The organism is Eikenella sp. NML120348 (genome assembly GCF_001648435.1).
Lineage (GTDB): Bacteria > Pseudomonadota > Gammaproteobacteria > Burkholderiales > Neisseriaceae > Eikenella > Eikenella exigua.
Window position 1 is genome coordinate 145,363 of sequence record NZ_LXSP01000001.1, and the last position, 20,812, is coordinate 166,174.

The following is a 20,812-nucleotide window of genomic DNA, read 5'->3' on the forward strand; positions in this document are numbered from 1 at the left end:
AAAGCCCGGCCAAGGTCTTGTTTTCAGGTAGCCCGTTACTGAAATTATTAGGAAAAACAATATGGCCATCATCATCAAAACCCCAGAAGAAATCGAAAAAATGCGCGAACTCGGCCGCCTGGCCGCCGAAGCCCTCGACTACATCGGCGATTTCGTCAAACCAGGCGTTACCACCAACGAACTCAACCAGCTGGTGCACGATTATCATGTAAACGTGCAAGGCGGCTACCCCGCGCCCCTGCACTACGGCAATCCCCCCTTCCCCAAATCCTGCTGCACCTCCGTAAACCACGTTATCTGCCACGGTATCCCCGACGATAAGCCCCTGAAAAACGGCGATATCCTCAATATCGACATCACCATCAAAAAAGACGGCTTCCACGGCGATTCCAGCCGCATGTATACCGTGGGCACCATCAGCCCGCAGGCACAGCGCCTGATCGACATCACCCACCAAAGCATGATGGCCGGTATCGAAGCCGTGAAGCCCGGCGCCACCCTCGGCGACATCGGCTACGCCTGCCAGCAAATCGCCGAAAACGCCGGCTATTCCGTGGTGCAGGAATTTTGCGGCCACGGCATCGGCCGCAGCTTCCACGAAGACCCGCAAGTCGTCCACTACGGCAAAAGAGGCACCGGCCCCGTGTTGCAGCCCGGCATGATTTTCACCATCGAGCCCATGATCAACCAAGGCAAACGCCACCTGCGCATCCTCGAAGACGGCTGGACCGTGGTGACCAAAGACCGCAAACTCTCCGCCCAATGGGAACACGAAGTGCTTGTTACCGACACCGGCTACGAAATCCTCACCATCAGCCCCCGCACCGGCCGGCCCTAATCCCGCCCAATCCGGTTTGCCCTGGCCGGAGCAGATTCAGTTTCCAGCCGCGCCAGGAAAACCGACGGCACTGATTTCATTGCCATAAACACCAGCGCTACCTGATTCCACAGCACTTTCAGGTAGCCTTTTCCCTTCGTTAAGCCCCGCCATGAACCGCACCTACCAAATCTTCTATTCCTTCTACACCGACGATGCCCACATCGACGGCGGCAGCCCCGTTACCGTATCCGCTGCCGAGCTGCCCCAATATTTCAGCCGCCTGCAGCAGCACCACGACTTCCTCGGCATCATCGACCGGCACGACAACACCTTTCAAATCCTGCTCGAAGAATTCAGCGGCTTTTACTGGGGCGAAATCCCCGATCCCGTAAAAGTGGGCGCACACGGCCGCTTCTACAGCGCCGAAGAGCTGCTCGAGCTGCTGGACAACCTGCCCGCAGAATTTGTGCCGCAAAACTTCGAAGGCCTCAGCTTCGAGCCCTGGCACGAATATTTCGAAGACACCACCTACGGCAAAGAAGCCCAGCTTCTGTTTGAAAGCAGCGGCGACACCGGAGAAATGGTGCGCACCGCCGAAGACATCTGCGAATCCTGCCGCCTCGGCGCCTGGGACAACCTCTGCGACGACGGCCTCGCCCTCCTGCAAAGCGAACTCCCCGCCAGCCCCGCCGCCTACACCGAAATCAACTACCAGCGCCTCTGCCGCAGCCTCGATTGGCTCGAAGACCTCGTGGCCGAAAACGGTGCATTCGACGAAGACAGCATGGACGACTTGTGCGACATGCTGCTCGAACGCATCGTTGATCTCGACAACTACCGCCAGCCGCGGCACTAGGCATAGCCCATCGAAAGGCTACCTGAAAACGCACAGAGCGGGCGTTATGCCAGCTAAACAGCGATAAAGGCTACCTGAAAAATGTTTCAGGTAGCCTTTTTGTCTTCCGGCTGTGTGGTGCTGTTTTGTGCGGCTTCGTCCAAATCTTTGAGCCAGGATAATTTTTCGGCGATTTTGGCTTCGAGGCCGCGTGGCACGGGTTGGTAGAAATCGGGCTCGGCCAGGCCTTCGGGCATATAGGTTTCGCCGGCGGCGTAGGCGTGCGGTTCGTCGTGGGCGTAGCGGTAGGCGCGGCCGTAGCCGAGCTCCTGCATGAGCTTGGTGGGGGCGTTGCGCAGGTGGGGCGGCACTTCGGCGCTGCCGTGTTGCTTCACGAATTGGCGCATTTGGTTGTAGGCGGTGTAGCCGGCGTTGGATTTGGCGGCAGCAGCCAGATAGAGCACGGCTTGGGCGAGGGCGAGCTCGCCTTCGGGGGAGCCGAGGCGTTCGTAGGTGTGGGCGGCTTCGTTGGCGATGGTGAGGGTGCGGGGATCGGCTAGGCCGATGTCTTCCCAGGCCATGCGGACGATGCGGCGGGCGAGGTAGCGAGGGTCGGCGCCGCCGTCGAGCATGCGGCAGAGCCAGTAGAGGGCGGCGTTGGGGTGGGAGCCGCGCACGGATTTGTGCAGGGCGGAGATTTGGTTGTAGAAGCTTTCGCCGCCTTTGTCGAAACGGCGGATTTGGCTGCCGAGGCTGTCGGCCAGAAAGTCAGCGTTGAGATGGCTGATGCGGCGGGTGGCTGCGGCGCGCAGGAGCTGTTCGAGCAGGTTGAGCAGGCGGCGGGCATCGCCGTCGGCGGTTTGGATGAGCAGTTTTTGTGCGTCTTCTTCGAGGCTGAAGCTGCGGTATTCGGGCAGGGCGAGCACCTTGGCGGTGAGCGCGGCGAGTTCGTCTGCGGAAAGGGCTTGCAATACGTAAACTTGGGCGCGGCTGAGCAGGGCGGGATTGACTTCGAAGGAGGGATTTTCGGTGGTGGCGCCGATGAAGGTGAGCAGGCCGCTTTCCACATAGGGCAGGAAGGCGTCTTGCTGGGCTTTGTTGAAGCGGTGCACTTCATCAACAAACAAAATAGTAGCGCGGCCTTGCTGGAGGGCGATTTCGGCTTTGTTTACGGCTTCGCGGATGTCTTTTATGCCGGAAAACACGGCGGATACGGGCAGGAATTGGGCGTTGAAGCTCTGCGCGAGGATGCGGGCGAGAGTGGTTTTGCCCACGCCGGGCGGCCCCCACAGCAGCATGGAGTGGGGTTGTCCGCCTTCCACGGCCACGCGCAGGGGTTTGCCCGCGCCGATCAGGTACTGCTGGCCGACTACGTCGTCGAGCGTGTGCGGGCGCAGGCGTTCGGCCAGGGGGGCGGCGGGGGTTTGGGCGAAGAGGTCGTTGGGCATGGCAGGCTACCTGAAAAGTGGTAAGGCGTTGGGGTGGATTTTATAGCAAATTCTGTGCGGCGGCTTCTGGGGGAACGGGCTGGTTGTGGTATGATGCGGCGCGATGGGTTTCAGGTAGCCTTAAGCGCATTGGCTGCGGATACTGAAAGGCTACCTGAAAGCTGTGTTTCCGATTTTCCCAAAATAGCCCAAGTATGGGCTGTTTTTAACGCTTGACTGATTCTTTCCTTATGCGATTCCGTTTTGATTTTACGGTGCTGTATGCCTTACTGGCGTTGAATGGGCTGGTGTTTGTGTTGATGCAGCTGCCGGGTTTTGAATTTTTGCAGCTGGCCGGCTCGTTGTGGCCGTTGGAGCACCTGCGCTACCGCTATTGGCAGTGGCTGAGCCATATGTTTTTGCATGCGAATTTCACGCATCTGCTGTTTAATATGGTGGTGTTGTGGTCGTTTGCGCCGATGCTGCTGCTACGCTTCGGCCAGCGGCGTTTTTTGCTGCTTTATTTGCTGTGCGGCTTGGCCGGGGCGCTGCTTTATACGGGCTGGAACGAATACCTGATTGCCAACGGTGTGCGCAATGTGGCCGAGCAAATCGGGCTAGACGAGGCCACGGTGCGTTCAGCGCTACTCTCCGGTGGCTTGCCCAATGTGCCCGACGGCTTGGCTATGGCGTTTTATACGCACCTGCTGGGCGCATCTGGCGCGGTGTTTGGCGTGCTCGCGGCGTTTGCGCTGTGCTTCCCGGATGCACCGCTCACGGTGATGTTTCTGCCGATGCGGATTAAGGCTAAGTATTTGGTGCCGGTGGCGGTGGGGTATGAGCTGTTTGCCCAGTTCGGCGGGGTATCGCTGTTTGGCGACAATATCGCACATTTGGCACACGTGGGGGGCGCGGTGTGCGGCGCGCTTTTGGCCTGGTATTGGCTCAGCCGCCGCGATCCAGTGTCGTTTACCGATTTCGGCGCTTCAGATTTCAGGTAGCCTTTCTCGCTTCGCAGAAACGCACTGCATTTGTTTTCAGGTAGCCATTTTATACAACTTATTATTCCAACAGTGTTTTTATGAGATACATCAGCACGCGTGGGCAAACCGAGCCCAAATCTTTCAGCGAAGTTTTGCTTATGGGCCTCGCCCCCGATGGCGGCCTGATGCTGCCGGAGCGTTATCCGCAGGTGAATGTAGCCACGCTGCAGCACTGGCGCGGTTTGAGCTATGCCGAATTGGCATTTGAAATCATGAGCTTGTTTATCGACGATATTCCGGCAGCCGATTTGCGCCGCCTGGTGGGCAACACCTACACCGAATCCGTGTTCGGCACGCGCGAAATCACCCCTGTGCGCACCCTCTCCGACGGCATCAAAATCCAAGCCCTGTCCAACGGCCCCACGCTGGCTTTCAAAGACATGGCCATGCAGCTTCTCGGCCACGCCTTCGAATATGTGCTGGTGCGTGAAGGCAAATGCCTGAACATCATCGGCGCCACCAGCGGCGACACCGGCTCTGCCGCCGAATATGCCCTGCGCGGCAAGGCCGGCATTCATGTGTTTATGTTGTCGCCGCACGGTAAAATGAGCGCCTTCCAGCGGGCGCAAATGTATAGCTTGGCCGATGCCAATATCCACAATATTGCTATCGAAGGCATGTTTGACGACTGCCAAGACATTGTCAAAGCGCTGCAAAACGATGCCGCCTTCAAGCAGCAATACAGCATCGGTACGGTAAATTCCATCAACTGGGGGCGCATCGTGGCGCAGGTGGTGTATTACTTTGCCGGCTATTTCCGCGCCACCGCAAGCAATAGTGAAGAAGTGAGCTTCTGCGTGCCCAGCGGCAATTTCGGTAACATCTGCGCCGGGCATATCGCCAGACAGATGGGCCTGCCCATCCGCCGCCTGATGGTGGCCACCAATGAAAACGACGTGCTGGACGAGTTCTTTCGCACCGGCCGCTATCGCCCGCGCAGCGCCGCTAAAACCTACGTTACCTCCAGCCCTTCGATGGATATTTCCAAAGCCTCCAATTTTGAGCGTTTTGTGTTTGATTTATTGAGGAGAGGCAGCGTTCAGGTAGCCTCCTTGTGGCAGCAGGTGGCGGCCGGCGAAGGTTTCGATTTATCTGCCGAACTGCCGCGCATCCGCGACACTTTCGGCTTTGTGTCCGGCTCCAGCCGCCATGCCGACCGCCTCGCCACCATCCGCGCCATACACACAAGCGACGGGGAATGGCTCGACCCGCACACCGCCGACGGCATGAAAGTGGCGCGCGAATTGCGCGAGGTGGGCGAAACCGTCGTGTGCCTGGAAACCGCGCTGGCGGCCAAGTTTGCTGACACCATCAGCGAAGCCGCCGGGCATGAAGTGAAACCCCCGCGCCCCGCCGCACTTGCCGGGTTGGAAAACCTGCCACAACACGTTACCGTACTGCCCAACAGTGCGGCAGCAGTGAAAAGCTTGATTGAGCAGGCTTTGGCTTAATTGACAGACAATGAAAAGGCTACCTGAAAATATCGGCTTCAACGGAGCTCAAGCCAATTTCAAGTAGCCTTTGGGTGTATTATGAGCCGGTACAAACGCTTCAGCCTGAGCGGCATTGCACTGCCGCTGCTTCCACCGCTTGTGTAAGCTGCTGCGGCGATACTTCGCCCAGCAGGGTTTTGCGGTAGTTGCCGCAGGCCGGGGCGCGGATTACGGTGAAGGGCAGGGCGCCGGTTTGGTTGCCCAAGCCGCGCATCCAGGCGGTGCTGTCATTGCCGGTGTAACGCAGGATTTGGTAGTGCACTGGCACGCTCTGCAAAAAGAGGCTCACATCGGCAGGCTTATCCAGTGCCACGCCTGCCATGTCCACGCGCACTCCGCGCCGCTGCCGTTTTTCGGCGGCATACCATTGCGAAAGCGCCGGCATCTCGCGCCGGCATGGCACGCACCATGTCGCCCACACGTTTACTACCTGCACCCGCTTCTGCGCGCCAGTATCGAGCGAGGCAGGGCGGTTGTCTGAATGGTTCACCAAATCTGCCGCATACAGCGGCACAGCGGCCAGCAGGGCGGCCAATCCAACATATTTTTTCAAAACAGATTTCCAAATTGTGAAAACAAGAGTGGCTATTGTACGATATAGTGGCTTAGAATTGAATCGACCGATGCTGATGTAGCTATTCCTTCCTGCCGCATTGACTCGTCTTAGCGTATAGTTTGTACTAGTCTGCAATTAGCTTACTTATGTATGAAAAAATAATTGCATCAACTATCTCTGCCGACAAACCGCTGTTTAAATCATCATTTCTCTGCGAGCACCCCATGAGCGAAACCGTTTTGCTGTATCACAACCCGAATTGTTCCAAATCCCGTGCCGCCTTAAAGTGGCTGCAACAGCAGCCGGGCATGGCCGTGCAAACACTGGATTACTGTGCCAATCCGCCTTTCGAAGCCGATTTGCGAGGGTTGCTACAACAGCTCGGCACCCAAGATGTGCGCAGCATCATGCGCACTGCCGATGCGGCCTATGCCGAGCTGGGTTTGGACAAGCCGGATTTGAGCCAAGACGAGCTGATTGCCGCGCTGCACCAACATCCGGCATTGCTGCAACGCCCGATTGCGGTATACCGACAACGCGCCGCCATCGGGCGGCCGTTGGAAAACATTATTGCCTTGTTCGATTAACTGATTGAGTTGTAAGTATATGTGAGACCACCATGCTGGCCATATTCCGCGGTTCCCTGTTGCGCCAAGTTTGGCGGGGCATCAAGCTCTGTCTGCTGGTGTTGCTGGTGCAGGCCGCATGGTGCACTTGGCTGATGTACAGTTACAGCACGCGCACCGCTTCCCGGCGGGCAGATGCAGCGGTGGTGCTGGGCGCGGCGGCCTGGGGCAAAAATCCTTCGCCTGTGTTCCGCGAGCGCATCAACCACGGCATCACGCTCTACCGCAGCAATCGAGTGGGCAAGCTGATTTTCACCGGCGGCACGCCCAAGGCGGGCTATATGACCGAAGCCGAAGTGGCCCGCCGCTACGCACGCAGCCACGGCGTGCCGAATAAAGACATCCTGCTGGAAACCACGTCGCGCGACACACAGCAGAATTTGGAAAATACCAAAACCTTAATGTATAACAACGGCTTAGAAAGCGTGGTTATCATCAGCGACCCCTACCATCTCGCCCGCGCCGCCGCCGTGGCCGATTATGTGGGGCTGGATTACCAAACCGAGCCCACGCCCACCAGCCGCTACAGCGGGCAGAACCGTGCTAAATTCATAGTCAGCGAAGTGCTGTCGCTGATGGCCTTCCAATGGTGGCGGTTGAGCGAAACCGCTGCTGCCTACGGGCGGGATTACCTGCTTTCGCGGCAGGCAGGGCAGTAGTTTTCAGCACACCGCTTCTTTGCTGCCGCCATTATCTCCCAGCCGGCAGGAAAAGGGATAGAGAGGCAACGGTATTTCTCCCTATTCAGTTCACATAATTTTCAGGTAGCCTTTTGCATGATTTGGGTGGCTTATTTTGTGTTTTCGGTTTGGGTGCAGCTGTTTTTGGCAATGGCGGCTTTGAAGGTTTCGGGGTGACCAGTGAGGGTGAAATGGTGGGTGGTGGGGTAGTAGAGGTTGCTTTGGGCGAGCAGGGGGTCTTCGCACACAAGGGCGCGGGCTTCGGTTTGCAGTTTGGCGCGGATTTGTGCAGCTGGCTGTTTGGCGAGCTCAGGATCGTTGAGAGTGAGGTATTTGTGCATGGTGCGCGCGGTGTGGTCGAAGCGGACGCGTTGCAGGGTGAGTTTTTCTTCGGTGAGGGGGAGGCGTTGGTTCATACCGGGGATGAGGAGGATGAGGGCGGCGATTTGGCCGTTTTCTTCCTGTTGCGCCGGGCTTTGGCTGCTTTGGCTGCTTTGGATTTGGGTACAGCGGCTGGCAGGGATGGTGATGTTGATGGGGGCGGTTTCGCCGCTGATGGAGTAGCGGGTGGTGAGGCTGCGAGTTTGGTTGAGGGCGGGGAATTGGGGATGTTCGCACCAGGAGGCTTCGGCCAGGGTTTGCAGGGCTTGGACGGTGGGCTCGCGTTCGGCAGCGGGCGGCAGTGGGAGCAGTTGGCTGTCGATGACGGCATCAATCAGGATGTTGCCGCCTTGTGCGGTGGCACGACGGATGGTGAAGGGACCGGATTTGATGGGCGCGTCGTGGTTGATGCTACGGATGAATTGGGGCAGGCCGGCGGCTTGGCGGGCGGACTGCTTGGCTTGGGCGGCAAGGGGTAGGGTAGCGGCGGATAGGATGAGGGCTAATTTGATTGCTTGCATGGTGGTTTCCTTTTTATGCGGGTTGGAGGCTACCTGAAAACTGCGGTTTGGTTTTTCAGGTAGCCTTTTTTATTGTCGTATACAAGTGCTTACATCACCGCCAGCGCGGCCAAACATTTTTCGCGCTGGCCGTTTTGCGGAGGGATGGTTTGGCCGGGCAGGATTAAAGTGTAGCGGTGGCCGCGGCCGTGGGCTTCGAGCACGCGGTAACACAGGAGGCTGGCGAGGCGGTCGGCGCTGGTGCCGGCGGGGTAGTCGGCATAGCTGATGATGTGGTCGGCGGCGTGGAAGGCGGGTTCTTCGAAGTGTTTGTCGAGCAGGCGGCCGCTTTTGGCGTAGCTTTTCCAGGCGATGTGTTGCAGAGACGTGCCGGGTTGGTGGTCTTGCAGGAAGGCGAGGTCTTCGTTGCCGCCGAGCTTGTGGCGTGGCTCGCCTTCTTCGGCGGGAGTGCTGCCTGGCGGGGCGGTGTGCGGTTGGGGGGCGGGATAGACGAGGCCGTTGGCGGGCCAGTGCCATACGCATTCCACGCTGCTCACGGCAAACGGCCACACGCTGGCGCAGCGCAGCGGGGGCAGGATGAGGCGGCCGCGCCGTGCGGGCAGCACGGGCCAGATGAAGGGTTGGGGCTGCTTGGCGGTGAAGAGGGCGGTGCGGTATTCGGGATCGGTATTGCGGCGGCTCTCGGGGGCAAACCAAAGCTGGCGGTGGCGGGCTTTGACGGAAGGGGCAGGGAAGAGTTGGATATCGGCAGGCTGCCCTTGGAAGAGTTCTTCGGGTAGGGTGAGGTCTAGGCGCAGGCCGAGCAGTTGGAGACAATTGAGCAGGGTGCCGACAAACAGGAAGCCGGCGAGCCAGAAGGCGACGATATAGGCGAGGTTTACCTGATAGTTGAGCCCGACGAGCCACAACAGGACAATCATGGCGGCCAGGCTGATGCCAAGCCGGGTGGGTCGCAGGCGCAGGTCGCGCAGGCGCGGGCTGTATTGGTTGGTGCTCACGATACGGCTACCTGAAGCAGCATTTGTTCCAACAGCTGGGGGATGGATTGGGGTTGCAAGGTTTGCAGGCGGTGTCCGGCCACAGCTATCCATACGGCTTTGATGTCTTCCGGTAGCACATAATCGCGGCCGGCGAGGAAGGCCCAGGCTTTAGCAGCTTTAACCACGGCAAGTCCGGCGCGCGGGCTGAGGCCGGTAACGAACAGGCCGGGCTGTCGGGTGGATTGCACCAGCCGGTAAACATAATCGGCGGCCTGCTGAGAGCATTTCACTTGGGTGGCCTGGGCCTGCCATTGGAGTAGGATTTCGGCGTTGCACACGGCTTTGAGCGCGGGCAGCAGTTGGCGGCGGTCGCCTTGGGCATAGAGCCGGCGTTCGGCTTCGGCGGAGGGGTAGCCCAGTGAGAGGCGCATCATGAAGCGGTCGAGCTGGGATTCGGGCAGGGGGAAGGTGCCGAGTTGTTCGATGGGGTTTTGGGTGGCGATTACGAAGAAGGGTTTGGGCAGGCGGTAGGTTTTGCCGTCTACGGAAACCTGTTTTTCCTCCATGGCTTCCAAAAGTGCGGACTGCATTTTGGGCGAGGCACGGTTGATTTCGTCGGCCAGCAGGAAGTGGTGGAAAATGGGGCCGGGATGGAATTTGAATTGGCCGTCGGCAGGTTGGAAGACGTTGATACCGAGAAGATCGGCGGGCAGCATGTCGTTGGTGAACTGGACGCGGCGGTAGTCGAGGCCGAGCACGGCGGCCAGGCCGTGGGCGAGGGTAGTTTTGCCCACGCCAGGCACGTCTTCGAGCAAAACGTGGCCGTCGGCCAGGATGCAGGCCATCAGGTGTTGGAGAACGGTTTCTTTGCCGAGAATCAGGCTGTTGAGTTGGGAGAAGACGTTTTGCAAGTGGGGATTCATAGTGTGGATTATCTGAGTTGTTATGTGTGTGAGGCTACCTGAAAATATTTTTGCTGTGGCGGTATGAAGAAAAGCCCTGTTCAATCAACAGGGCATATTCCCAGGCAGACTAATCGTGCACCGGCTCTTCGGCGGAAACCTGCTCGATCAGCTGGGAGATGCTCATGCCGCGTTCAAGAGATTGGTCGTATTTGAAGTGCAACTCGGGCGTTTTAAACAGCTTGATGCAGTAGGAAAGCTCGCTGCGCAGATGACCCTTGGCATGTTCGAGCGCTTTGGCGGTAATCTCGCGCGTGGCATCGTCAAGCACGGTGTAATACACGGTGGCGTGGCTGTAGTCGCGGGCAAGCTCGACTTCGTTGATGGTAATGAAACCGGCGCGCGGGTCTTTGAGGCCGGTGCGGACGAGCTCGGCCAGCTCGCGCAGGATTTGTTCGCGCACGCGGTCTTGGCGGGCATAGCCGCGGTGGATTTTGGCCATATGGTCTTTCTTGATCAGGGATTATTTCAGTTCGCTGGTGCGGTCGAGCAGGGCATCCATCAACGAGTCGTATTGTTTTTTACGGTGTTGGATGCGCAGTTGGTCGAATTCACCCAGCTGTTCTTCAAAGGTGCGGGTTTTGAAATAGGGCTTCAGGTCGAAGGACTTTTCCAAAAAGCGGATAATATTGAGGTCATTTTCGCGATCGACAGGGCGCAGAGGCAGCCGCCTGGTGAGCACGAAGTTGTCGGGCATGACAAGGGTGGCCACGATGATCGGTTCGTCGTTTTCGCGTTGGCGTATTTCGCGGATTAGGGTAAAAGTTTCAAAGGCATATGTTTGTTTGTCGTTCATTTTCGCGTACTCATCAGGGCAGCGGTGGGTATGGTGGGCAAACATGGTGTAAACAAGCGATATGATACGATAACCATCGCCGACTGGGTATAGGCCTAAGCATTTATTTTTTTACATATATAGCCAAACTGCTAAAAAACCATAACCGAACGGTGGGGTTTGGCTGCGTTTTCTTATTTGCCAAACAGTTCACTGCTCCACAACGCTCTCAATATAGCCTGCAGTGCGGAAAATGTAGCGAGAGGCTACCTGAAACGGGTTCGGGCAGCCTCTTGTTTCGTCTTGTGCCTGTTTACAGAGTGCGGGCTACTTCCACAATATCGAAGGCTTCCAGCATATCGCTTTCTTGGATATCGTTGTAGTTCTTTAGCATCAGGCCACATTCGAAGCCCATACGCACTTCTTTCACATCGTCTTTGAAGCGTTTTAGCGATTCGAGCTCGCCAGTGTGGATTACCACATGGTCGCGGATGAGGCGCACACGGCTGTCGCGCTTGATGATGCCATCGGTAACTATGCAGCCGGCAATGTTGCCCACTTTGGAAATATTGATGACCTGGCGGATTTCCACCGTGCCGGTCTGCTGCTCTTTCTGCTCGGGGGCGAGCATGCCGCTCATGGCCGCTTTCACATCGTCGATGGCATCGTAAATGATGTTGTAGTAGCGGATTTCGATGTCTTCGTTTTCGGCCAGCTTGCGGGCAGAGCCGTCGGCGCGCACGTTGAAGCCGATGATGAATGCGCCGGAGGCAATGGCCAAGTTTACATCGCTTTCGGTAATGCCACCTACGCCGCTGTGCAACACTTCCACTTTCACCTCGTCGTTCGACAGCTTTTTGAGGCTACCTGAAAGTGCTTCGTACGAACCCTGTACATCGGCTTTGATGATTACCGACAAATGCTGTGCTGCCTGGCCGTCGTCGGCGTTGGCAAATAGGTTCTCCAGCTTGGCAGCTTGCTGTTTGGCCAGCCGCACGTCGCGGTATTTGCCTTGGCGGAATAGGGCGATTTCACGTGCTTTTTTCTCGTCGGCCAATACCATGGCATCTTCGCCGGCATTGGGTACGTCGGAGAGACCGAGGATTTCCACCGGAATGGAGGGACCGGCTTCCTGTACTTGTCTGCCGTTTTCATCCACCATGGCACGTACTTTACCGAATGCAGTGCCGGCCAGGAGCATATCGCCTTTTTTCAGCGTGCCGCTTTGCACCAGCAGGGTAGCCACCGCACCGCGGCCTTTATCAAGGCGGGCTTCCACGATGATGCCTTTGGCGGGTGCGTCTACCGGGGCTTTCAGTTCGAGCACTTCGGCTTCCAGCAGCACGGCTTCCAAAAGCGCATCGATATTGATGCCTTGTTTGGCGGAAACATCGATAAACTGCACATTACCACCCCAAGCATCGGGGATAACTTCGTGAGCAGTCAGCTCTTGGCGGATGCGTTCGGGATTGGCGGCTTCCTTATCGATTTTGTTCACGGCCACCACCATTGGCACACCGGCTGCTTTGGCGTGGGCGATAGCTTCGATGGTTTGTGGCATCACGCCGTCGTCGGCAGCCACCACCAGAATCACGATATCGGTAGCCTGTGCGCCGCGTGCACGCATCGCGGTAAAGGCTTCGTGACCGGGGGTGTCGAGAAAGGTGATGACGCCGCGCGGGGTTTGCACGTGGTAGGCGCCGATGTGCTGGGTAATGCCGCCGGCTTCGCCTTGTACCACTTTGGCACGGCGGATGTAGTCAAGCAGTGAGGTTTTACCGTGGTCCACGTGGCCCATTACGGTTACCACCGGCGGGCGCGGCAGGACTTCAGCTTGAACGGCGGTTTCGGTGTCATCCAAGAAGGCTTCGGGATCGTCTGCGGCGGCGGGTTTGCCGATATGACCCATTTCTTCCACCACAATCAGCGCGGTTTCTTGGTCGAGCGATTGGTTGATGGTAACCATCATGCCCATCTTCATCAGGGCTTTCACCACTTCCACGCCCTTAACCGCCATTTTGTGTGCCAAATCGGCCACTGTAATGGTTTCGGGTACGAGCACTTCATGCACCACCGGCTCGGTTGGGGCTTGGAAGGCGTGCTGATTAGGCTCCAGCTTGAGCTGTTTTTTGCTTTTTTTACCGCTGCGCACACGTTCTTCATCGCCACGGTTATTGCGTTCTTTGCCTTTGCTTTTGGCGGAATGGCCGCGCGGCATATCGTCGTCGCGCTGGTGGCGTTCGCCTTTTTTTGGGCGGCTACTTCCAGGGGCGGCGCTACCAGAGGAAAGAGGGGTTTTTTCGCTTGGCGCAGCACTGCGCGGGGCAGACTGCTGCTCTTTGGCCAGCTTGGCTTCCTGCTGCGCTTGCAGTTTGGCAGCTTCTCGGCGAGCTTGGCGCTCCTGTTTTTCTTTCAATAGGGCTTGCTGGTGCGCACGCAAGGCTTCGGCACGGCGGGCTTCTTCGTTACGCATGACCTGTTCGGCGGCACTGACTACTTCCACAGGCTGCGGTAGTGGTTTGGGTGCTTTTTCTTTTTTGGGGTTGCGGCTGCGTTTTGGTTTGACTTCGGCAGCAGCTTCGGTTTTCGCCTTGGCTGGTTTTTCTTTGGCAGCAAGTACAGTGTCAGCTTCAAGGTTTTTGGAGGCTATTTGAATCTCTGTGGCAGCTGGCTCGATGGCAGTTTCAACAATAGTGGCCATAGTTTTAACCGGAGTGGCCGGCTCGGCAGTGGGTAGTACAACAAGCTCGGCAGCTGATTCAATTGGCGGCACGGCTACACGGCGGCGGCGGCGGGTTTCTACCTGTACGCCAGCCACGATGCTGCGTTCGGTGCGGGTGCGGCTCACGCTGATGGATACAGTGCCGCTATCATTCTGCTTGCGTAGGTACGCCAGTAGGGCTTGTTTGTCTGCCGGGCTGATGCTGTCGGCACCATTGTTTTTCTCCACGCCGGCGGCTTTGAGCTGCTCTAAGAGTGTGGGTACGGTTTTTTTCAGTTCAGCAGCAAATTGTTGTACGGTACTACTCATAAGTTTCCGGCCTCCTTATTCCTGTGTTTCGGCAAACCAATGTTCACGGGCGGCCAAAATAACGGTTTTGGCATCTTCTTCGCTCACGCCGGTGATTTCAATCAATTCGTCGGTGGAAAGCTCAGCCAGGCTGTCGCGGGTGGTAATGCCGGCCTGTGCCAGATCGCGCAGCATGTCTAGATCGATGCCGTTTAGGTTTTTTAGCTCTTCTTCTATTTCGTCCAGTTTTTCTTCCGACATGATGGCCAGGGTAAGAATGGCATCGCGGGCGCGGTTGTGCAGGGTCTCCACGGTGGCTTCGTCGAAGCCGATTTCCACCAGTTCGGCAGTGGGCACATAGGCCACTTCTTCTAAGGCGGCGAAGCCTTCTTCAATCAGCAGGTCAGCAGTTTGCTCGTCCACGTTCAAGTGCTGCATGAACAGGTTGCGGATTTGTGCGTCTTCAGCTTCGTGGCGCTCTTCGGCTTCCTGTACAGTCATAATGTTGAGCTGCCAGCCGGTGAGATCGGCGGCGAGGCGCACGTTTTGGCCGCTGCGTCCGATGGCGGGCGCGAGCTGGTCGTCGGCTACTATAACGTCTACCGAATGGTTATCTTCATCAATCAAAATGCGGCTGACTTCGGCGGGGGAGAGCGCGTTAATCACAAATTGGGCGGTTTCGGGCGACCACAGCACCACGTCCACACGCTCGCCGGCCAATTCGTTGGATACGGCATTCACACGCGAGCCGCGCACACCGATGCAGGTACCTTGTGGGTCGATACGCGTATCATTGGATTTGACGGCGATTTTAGCGCGCTGGCCGGGGTCGCGGGCGACTTCTTTTATTTCCAACAGGCCATCTTCAATTTCCGGCACTTCCTGCTCAAACAGTTTTACCAAAAATTCGCGCGAGGTGCGGCTGAGGATAACTTGTTTGCGCCCGCTGTTGCCTTGTTCGTCCACGCGCAGGAAGAGGGCACGGATGCGGTCGCCGCTGCGGAAGTTTTCACGTGGGATACACTGGTCGCGCGGAATCAGTGCGTCCAAACGGCCGACTTCCACAATGATGCCGTGGCGCTCAACGCGTTTTACTGTGCCCATTACCACGTCTTCACGGCGGGCAAGGAATTTTTGCAGAATTTGCTCACGCTCGGCATCACGGATGCGTTGCAGGATGATTTGCTTGGCAGTTTGTGCGGCTTGGCGGCCAAAGGCCACGTTTTCCAGCTCTTCTTCGTAATACTCGCCAATTTGTAGCGTGGAATCGAGGAATTCTTCTTGGATTTCCTCGATGGTTTTCTGCGTGTCGGGGTAGGTGTAGTCTTCATCGGCCACAATTAACCAGCGGCGGAAAGTATGGTATTCACCGGTATTGCGGTCGATGCTCACGCGCACGTCCATGTGTTCGCGGTCGTCCTTTTTCTTGGCAGCCACCGACAGGGCGAACTCCAATGCTTCGAATACCACTTCGGATTCAACGTTTTTTTCGCTGGCCAATGCTTCGGCCAGTTGCAACATTTCGCGGCTCATGGGAATGAACTCTCCATTATTAATTGATAAATAGGCAAATTAGAATTCGGGCTTCAGGCGTGCCTGGTCGATATTGGATAATTCGATGACAGCAGTTTTGCCGTCGAAGGCAATAGTTAGCACGTCGTTTTCAAAGTTTTCGATGCGGCCGATGAAGTTTTTCTGCCCCTCAATCGGCAAACGGGTTTTTAGCTTGACGAGGCTACCTGAAAAACGGATGAAGTCGGCCGCCTTTTTCAGCGGTCGGTCTAGGCCGGGGCTGGAGATTTCCAGCCGTTTGTAGTCCACGTCTTCCACTATGAAGAGGCGGCTCAAATGGTTGCTGACGGTGGCGCAGTCTTCCACAGTGATTCCTTCTGGTTTGTCGATAAACACGCGCAAATTGCCTTGCGCGGTGAGTTCGAAATCCACCAGTTCGTAGCCCAGGCCGGGCAGGGTTTTTTCTAAAACGGCTTGAATATCCATGAATTCCCTAGTTGGAAAACAAAAAAATGGCCTCGGGGCCATTTCTCATTTATCTTGTATAAATAACTGAAAAACGGTGTAATTCTAAACCATATTCGCCAGTTTGGCAATTCTGTTTTCGCTTGGTACACAGGATGGTGGGCGGGTTGTAAGAATCGTGCAACAATGAAGAAGTATAATGGAGCAGGGTGTTTTGTTTGGTTTTTTAACTTCGTTGCAGTAGCACTTTCAGGCAGCCTTCTTTACCACGCAATGTAAAACATCTCTTTGGCCAGAAACACAATCGGGTTGTGCAGGATTTGCAGGTAGCGGTGCATCATCACCAGGCCGGAAGGAAACAGCAGCCTGACCACCCACGGCATCACCTTCACTGCCTGCGCAGACGGCACCCGTTCCGTTTCGCGCTGCGCCTCGCGGTTAACTTTTTTGGTGTACAGTACCGATAAAACCAGCGACTCAAACAGCATCCCGCCCATGAAGATGATGGCACAAAATATCAGTGAATGATGTGTGCAACGGAGTAAACAGACATTTACCTGCCTTTTGATGCAATCACAGAAAAGTACGATACTCTCACAGGCAGGTAGGGCGGTTAAATTCGCCGTGCCTCTCTGATACTGACAGAAAGGGTATATACCATGAGAAAATCTACCGTTACTTCTATTTTCACTGTTATGCTGCTGGCCGCCTCCCTGAGCGCTTGCACTGGTATGACCACCAGACAGCGCAACGCCGCCATCGGTGCCGCAGTGGGTGGGGTGGCAGGCAACGTGATCGGCGGTGATACCGGCTCAACCTTGGGTGGTGCCGCGTTGGGTGGTGTGGCCGGTAGCTTGATTCAATAAGCTTAAACCCTTGTGATGATGCGGGCGGAAGTGTGAAAGCACTTCTGCCTGCAATTGTTTTGATATTTTATAGACTAGTACGATTTCGATATTAAATCATTCCGATTAGGCTGAGGCAGGGTAAACTAAGGCTGTATCGGTTTGATCGAAACGGTTAGAGATAATGTGTACCGCAGCTGGCCGGTAAGCCGGGTTCTGTCGTTGGACAGTCATTCCTCTAGGCCGATTGTTACCAAGCGGCTCAAGCAACCTACCCGAATGCTCGGCGAGCAGCGTCGTTGCATTCTGTTTGGTCTTGCTGCGGATGGGGTTTGGCCTGCTACGGGCTGTTACCAGCCGCACGGTGCGCTCTTACCGCACCATTTCACCCTTACCTGTGCTGCGTTGCCGCAGCCATCGGCGGTTATGCTTTCTGTTCCACTTTCCGTCGCCTCGCGGCGCCCAGCCGTTAGCCGGCATCCTGCTCTGTGCAGCCCGGACTTTCCTCCCCACCCAAAGGCGCGGCGACTGTCTGGCCTGCTGCGGTACGGGCGTGATTATAACGGATTGGGCGGGAAAGGCTACCTGAAAACGAAGTTTCCGAAGGAAGCTGAGTTTATGCGGAGCTAAAGTCAAACTTCAACGAAGTTGAAATGCAGCGCAATAAGTGTCTGTGAAGCTAAAATTTTCAGGTAGCCTTCTGCACACTTGTCAGTGTACTTGATAGCGCTGCAATACGGCGCGGATTTGCGGTAGGGCGACGCGGGCGGCGTCTTCGCCGAGTTTGATGGCGTGGGCTTTTTCATCGAAGCCGCCCACGGCGCCGAGATGCTGCACCTGTGGTTTGATCACCACGTCGGCCTTGGCCAGCTCGCTGTTGAGGGCGGGGGTGCTCATAATGTTGAGGCTTTGGTCGAGGTAGGAGAAGAAGCCGCTTTGGGATAGGCGGGCGGGTTTGGCGGAAATGTCCACCGCAATCACCACGTTGGCACCCATCTGGCGGGCGGCGGATACGGGTACGGGGGCGGTGAGGCCACCATCCACATAGCGTTTGCCGTTGATTACTGCGGGCTGGAACACGTTGGGGATGCTGGCGGAGGCGCGCACGGCCTGGCCGGTGTTACCGCTGCGAAATACCACGCTGCGGCCGGAGTCGAATTCGGTGGCCACGGCGGCGAATTTGCGCGGCAGGTTTTGGATGGGGCGATTGCCCACTTGGCGGTTGATGTAGTTTTGCAGTTTTTCGCCACGGATAAATCCGTTAGTGGAAAGGGTTAAGTCCACCAAATCGGCGCGTTGCAGATTTTCGGCTTCGCGCTGCAGGCGGGGGGCGTTCATACCGGAGGCATAGAGGCTGCCCACCAGGGCGCCGGCGCTGGTTCCGGTAACGATTTTTATGGGAATATTGTTTTCTTCCAATACTTTAATCACGCCGATATGGGCGAAGCCTTTGGATGCGCCGCCGCCCAAGGCCAAGCCGATGACGACTTGGGGCTTACGGGTGGCGGTGAGCGGCTGGCGTGATGGGTTCTGCGAGTTGCCGCTGATGAGGTTGCAGGCGGAGAGGGTTAAGGTGAGCAGGGAAATGCCGAGGCTGCGGTGCAATAGGCTGTTCATGGGGGAATCCTCTGTTATTAAGCGGGGGAGCCGGTATTGTATAGCAAAGTAACTCAATTTTCGCTACGGCCTTGGTTTGCTTTATTGTAGTTTTATACTGTCTGCGGTTTGCCGCCTGGTATCGAAAGTTGATTTAGTCCGCTATAGCGGATCGCTATGATTGCCGGCGAGTTGCTGATGTTGGCGTTGGAACGATAAGGAGTATTGCTAAAGAACAAACCTACCTGAAAGCGCAGCTGCAACGAGAGGCTAAAACGAGAAGTTAAAATAGGAATGATGTGGTGTTGGCTCTTCTTGCTGCCACTCAAGCTATCTTCGGTTTGTCGGCTGTTAGGAGTCACACTAACTAAGTGCCAAAACCATATCGGCTGTTAATTATGCTCATGCGTAGGCTGTTCGCACGCTTGGCAGCATGCTGCGCCGGTATTGGCGGGTTCGGTCTGCACGGTGATGTGCCCGATGCCGTGAGTTTGCACCGTTGCCTGCACTTGTTGCGCCAAAGTGGCGGCTTGTGCCACGGTTAGGTTGCCGCGCACGATGATGTGGCAGGACATGGCGTGTTTTTTGCTGGTAATTGTCCAGGCATGCAAATCGTGTACGCCTAATATGCCGTTGATTTTCTGAATGTCTTCGGCGATTTTCACCAAATCCGTGCCTTGGGGCGTGCCTTCCATCAGGATGTGCAGGCTACCTGAAAGCACGCCCCAGCCGCTTTTGCCAATCAGCAGCGCCACCGCCGCGCTGGCGGCCAAGTCCGCCCAGTCCCAGCCATAAAACTGTATCAACAGGCCGGCCGCTACTGCGGCAACGGAGCCGAGCAAATCGCCCACCACATGCAAAAATGCGCCGCGCATGTTCAGGTTGTCTTTCTCGCCGCGCAGCATATACCACGCGATAAACAGGTTTACCAACAGCCCGAATGCAGCCACCATCAGCATCGCGCCGCCTGCTACGGGCACGGGCTTGAAGGCGCGGATAACAGCTTCGACCACAATCCACGCCGCCATCACCACCAGCGTAAGCCCATTGAGCGTGGCGGCAAGGATTTCTACACGCTGATAGCCGTAGCTTTTCTGCGAGTTGGCGGCCTTCTCCGCCCATTTGAAGGCAAAAAGCGCCAGGGTGAGCGAGGCGGCATCGGAAAACATATGTCCCGCGTCTGAGAGGAGTGCCAAGCTGCCGCTGAGCCAGCCTGCCGCTGCTTCCACCAGCATAAAGCCGGCAATCACGGCTAACGATACGCGCAGGATATGGGTGTTGGTGCTGTGGACGTGGGAATGGTTGTGTTCGTGGCTGTGGAAGGACATGGACACTCCTTGGGGGACAGGGTGGGGCTACCTACCTGAAAATGAGAAGACAATAGAAGCGGGCATAAATGCCCGCGTGGTTTCAGGTAGCCTTAGGAATAAAAATGTATAGGCAGCGAGTGTTCATCCCACGGCTTGCTTGCCTAACTGGCTACCTGAAAATTTGCAGCCGCTGGGGCTAGTCTGCCTTCAGCACGCGCTGGCGGCGGGTTTCGGCCAGCACCATGCCGGTGCTCACGGATACGTTGAGGCTTTCCACCGTGCCGAGCATGGGGATGGAAACCAGCGCGTCGCAGTGTTCGCGGGTGAGGCGGCGCATGCCTTCGCCTTCGTTGCCCATCACCCAGGCCACGGCGGCGGGGATGTCGTAGTGGAACAGGTCGGCTTCGCCGCCCATGTCGGTGCCCACTATCCAGATATCGCGCTCTTTGAGTTCGCGCAGGGTGCGGGCAAGGTTGGTGACGGCGATGTAGGGCACGGTTTCGGCGGCGCCGCAGGCCACTTTGCTCACGGTGGCATTCAAGCCGACGCTGCGGTTTTTCGGTGCAATTACGGCGTGCACGCCCATGGCGTCGGCTACGCGCAGGCAGGCGCCGAGATTGTGCGGGTCGGTGATGCCGTCGAGGATGAGCAGCAGGGGCGGCTCGGTGAGGTTGTCGAGCACGTCGTCGAGGTGGACGTGGTTGTGCGAAGCGTCGATAAAGCCGGCGATGCCTTGGTGTCGGGCGTGGCGGCACAGGTTATCGAGGCGGGCGGCTTCCACGAAGTGAACGGGAATATTTTCCTGCGCGGCTTTTTCCAAGGCCTGCTGCATACGGGCATCGTGGCGGCCGGATAGGGCGTAGAGCTCGGTGAGGCTTTTGGGGTTTTGCCACAGGCGGGCGTTGACGGCGTGGAAGCCGTAGATCAGGCGGCGGTTGGACATATGGTTTGCTTTCGTGATGTAGGCTACCTGAA

The 20,812-nt window shown here is 57.0% G+C and carries 21 protein-coding genes and 1 other RNA gene; 7 read left to right on the top strand and 15 right to left on the bottom strand.

The window, feature by feature from the left end:
- The first annotated feature begins 61 nt into the window (after positions 1–61).
- Positions 62–838 carry a type I methionyl aminopeptidase gene (gene map / locus A7P99_RS00665; RefSeq protein ID WP_003823082.1) on the top strand — a complete coding sequence of 259 codons (777 nt, stop codon included), beginning with the start codon at positions 62–64 and terminating at the stop codon, positions 836–838.
- A 151-nt stretch (positions 839–989) separates the two neighbouring features.
- The gene (locus A7P99_RS00670; protein WP_067527563.1) at positions 990–1,676 is read left to right on the top strand and encodes a hypothetical protein; all 687 of its coding nucleotides are present in this window, start codon (positions 990–992) and stop codon (positions 1,674–1,676) included.
- Positions 1,677–1,762: 86 nt separating this feature from the next.
- On the opposite strand, the gene A7P99_RS00675 is transcribed toward A7P99_RS00670, so the two are convergent.
- Positions 1,763–3,103 (bottom strand): replication-associated recombination protein A, encoded by a 1,341-nt coding sequence (locus A7P99_RS00675; RefSeq protein WP_067686198.1) that lies wholly within the window; start codon positions 3,101–3,103, stop codon positions 1,763–1,765.
- Positions 3,104–3,333: 230 nt separating this feature from the next.
- Here A7P99_RS00675 and A7P99_RS00680 point away from each other — a divergent pair, with 230 nt between their 5' ends.
- Positions 3,334–4,083, top strand: coding sequence for a rhomboid family intramembrane serine protease (locus A7P99_RS00680; RefSeq protein WP_067446444.1), 750 nt, complete (start codon positions 3,334–3,336; stop codon positions 4,081–4,083).
- Positions 4,084–4,163: 80 nt separating this feature from the next.
- Positions 4,164–5,576, top strand: a complete 1,413-nt coding sequence (gene thrC, locus A7P99_RS00685; RefSeq protein WP_067686200.1) for a threonine synthase — start codon at positions 4,164–4,166, stop codon at positions 5,574–5,576.
- Between the two features lie 100 nt (positions 5,577–5,676).
- Here the strand turns inward: thrC and A7P99_RS00690 are convergent, their stop codons facing one another.
- The gene (locus A7P99_RS00690; RefSeq protein ID WP_153705668.1) at positions 5,677–6,171 is read right to left on the bottom strand and encodes a TlpA disulfide reductase family protein; all 495 of its coding nucleotides are present in this window, start codon (positions 6,169–6,171) and stop codon (positions 5,677–5,679) included.
- 227 nt (positions 6,172–6,398) lie between these two features.
- Here A7P99_RS00690 and arsC point away from each other — a divergent pair, with 227 nt between their 5' ends.
- A complete protein-coding gene (arsC, locus tag A7P99_RS00695) occupies positions 6,399–6,761 on the top strand; it encodes an arsenate reductase (glutaredoxin) (RefSeq protein WP_067447329.1) in 363 nt (120 codons plus the stop codon).
- Between the two features lie 32 nt (positions 6,762–6,793).
- Positions 6,794–7,459 carry a YdcF family protein gene (locus A7P99_RS00700; protein WP_067686203.1) on the top strand — a complete coding sequence of 222 codons (666 nt, stop codon included), beginning with the start codon at positions 6,794–6,796 and terminating at the stop codon, positions 7,457–7,459.
- Positions 7,460–7,590: 131 nt separating this feature from the next.
- On the opposite strand, the gene A7P99_RS00705 is transcribed toward A7P99_RS00700, so the two are convergent.
- The 9 genes from A7P99_RS00705 to A7P99_RS00745 form a co-directional block, all read right to left on the bottom strand.
- Positions 7,591–8,382, bottom strand: a complete 792-nt coding sequence (locus A7P99_RS00705; protein ID WP_067686206.1) for a hypothetical protein — start codon at positions 8,380–8,382, stop codon at positions 7,591–7,593.
- An 89-nt stretch (positions 8,383–8,471) separates the two neighbouring features.
- Positions 8,472–9,380 (bottom strand): DUF58 domain-containing protein, encoded by a 909-nt coding sequence (locus tag A7P99_RS00710; RefSeq protein ID WP_067446456.1) that lies wholly within the window; start codon positions 9,378–9,380, stop codon positions 8,472–8,474.
- Positions 9,377–10,285, bottom strand: coding sequence for a MoxR family ATPase (locus A7P99_RS00715; protein WP_067446459.1), 909 nt, complete (start codon positions 10,283–10,285; stop codon positions 9,377–9,379). The genes A7P99_RS00710 and A7P99_RS00715 overlap by 4 nt, the downstream gene beginning before the upstream one ends.
- A gap of 109 nt (positions 10,286–10,394) precedes the next feature.
- Positions 10,395–10,766: a 30S ribosome-binding factor RbfA gene (gene rbfA, locus A7P99_RS00720; RefSeq protein ID WP_067686209.1), complete on the bottom strand. Its 372-nt coding sequence runs from the start codon at positions 10,764–10,766 to the stop codon at positions 10,395–10,397.
- Between the two features lie 21 nt (positions 10,767–10,787).
- A complete protein-coding gene (locus tag A7P99_RS00725) occupies positions 10,788–11,120 on the bottom strand; it encodes a hypothetical protein (RefSeq protein ID WP_067447331.1) in 333 nt (110 codons plus the stop codon).
- A 292-nt stretch (positions 11,121–11,412) separates the two neighbouring features.
- Positions 11,413–14,130 carry a translation initiation factor IF-2 gene (gene infB, locus A7P99_RS00730; RefSeq protein ID WP_067686212.1) on the bottom strand — a complete coding sequence of 906 codons (2,718 nt, stop codon included), beginning with the start codon at positions 14,128–14,130 and terminating at the stop codon, positions 11,413–11,415.
- A 15-nt stretch (positions 14,131–14,145) separates the two neighbouring features.
- Complete coding sequence (gene nusA / locus A7P99_RS00735; RefSeq protein ID WP_067446468.1) at positions 14,146–15,642, bottom strand: transcription termination factor NusA; 1,497 nt, start codon at positions 15,640–15,642, stop codon at positions 14,146–14,148.
- Between the two features lie 39 nt (positions 15,643–15,681).
- Positions 15,682–16,107 (bottom strand): ribosome maturation factor RimP, encoded by a 426-nt coding sequence (rimP, locus tag A7P99_RS00740; RefSeq protein WP_067446471.1) that lies wholly within the window; start codon positions 16,105–16,107, stop codon positions 15,682–15,684.
- 242 nt (positions 16,108–16,349) lie between these two features.
- Entirely contained in the window at positions 16,350–16,583 is a 234-nt protein-coding gene (locus A7P99_RS00745; protein ID WP_067439548.1) for a hypothetical protein, read from the bottom strand.
- A 162-nt stretch (positions 16,584–16,745) separates the two neighbouring features.
- On the opposite strand from A7P99_RS00745, the gene A7P99_RS00750 reads away from it, so the two are divergent.
- Positions 16,746–16,952: a glycine zipper 2TM domain-containing protein gene (locus A7P99_RS00750; RefSeq protein ID WP_067439543.1), complete on the top strand. Its 207-nt coding sequence runs from the start codon at positions 16,746–16,748 to the stop codon at positions 16,950–16,952.
- Positions 16,953–17,120: 168 nt separating this feature from the next.
- On the opposite strand, the gene rnpB is transcribed toward A7P99_RS00750, so the two are convergent.
- The 4 genes from rnpB to rlmB form a co-directional block, all read right to left on the bottom strand.
- Positions 17,121–17,475, bottom strand: an RNA gene (rnpB, locus tag A7P99_RS00755) — RNase P RNA component class A.
- 167 nt (positions 17,476–17,642) lie between these two features.
- Complete coding sequence (locus tag A7P99_RS00760; RefSeq protein WP_067446474.1) at positions 17,643–18,548, bottom strand: patatin-like phospholipase family protein; 906 nt, start codon at positions 18,546–18,548, stop codon at positions 17,643–17,645.
- A 371-nt stretch (positions 18,549–18,919) separates the two neighbouring features.
- A complete protein-coding gene (locus tag A7P99_RS00765) occupies positions 18,920–19,855 on the bottom strand; it encodes a cation diffusion facilitator family transporter (RefSeq protein ID WP_067446477.1) in 936 nt (311 codons plus the stop codon).
- Between the two features lie 178 nt (positions 19,856–20,033).
- Positions 20,034–20,780, bottom strand: a complete 747-nt coding sequence (gene rlmB, locus A7P99_RS00770; protein ID WP_067446480.1) for a 23S rRNA (guanosine(2251)-2'-O)-methyltransferase RlmB — start codon at positions 20,778–20,780, stop codon at positions 20,034–20,036.
- Between the last annotated feature and the right edge of the window lie 32 nt (positions 20,781–20,812).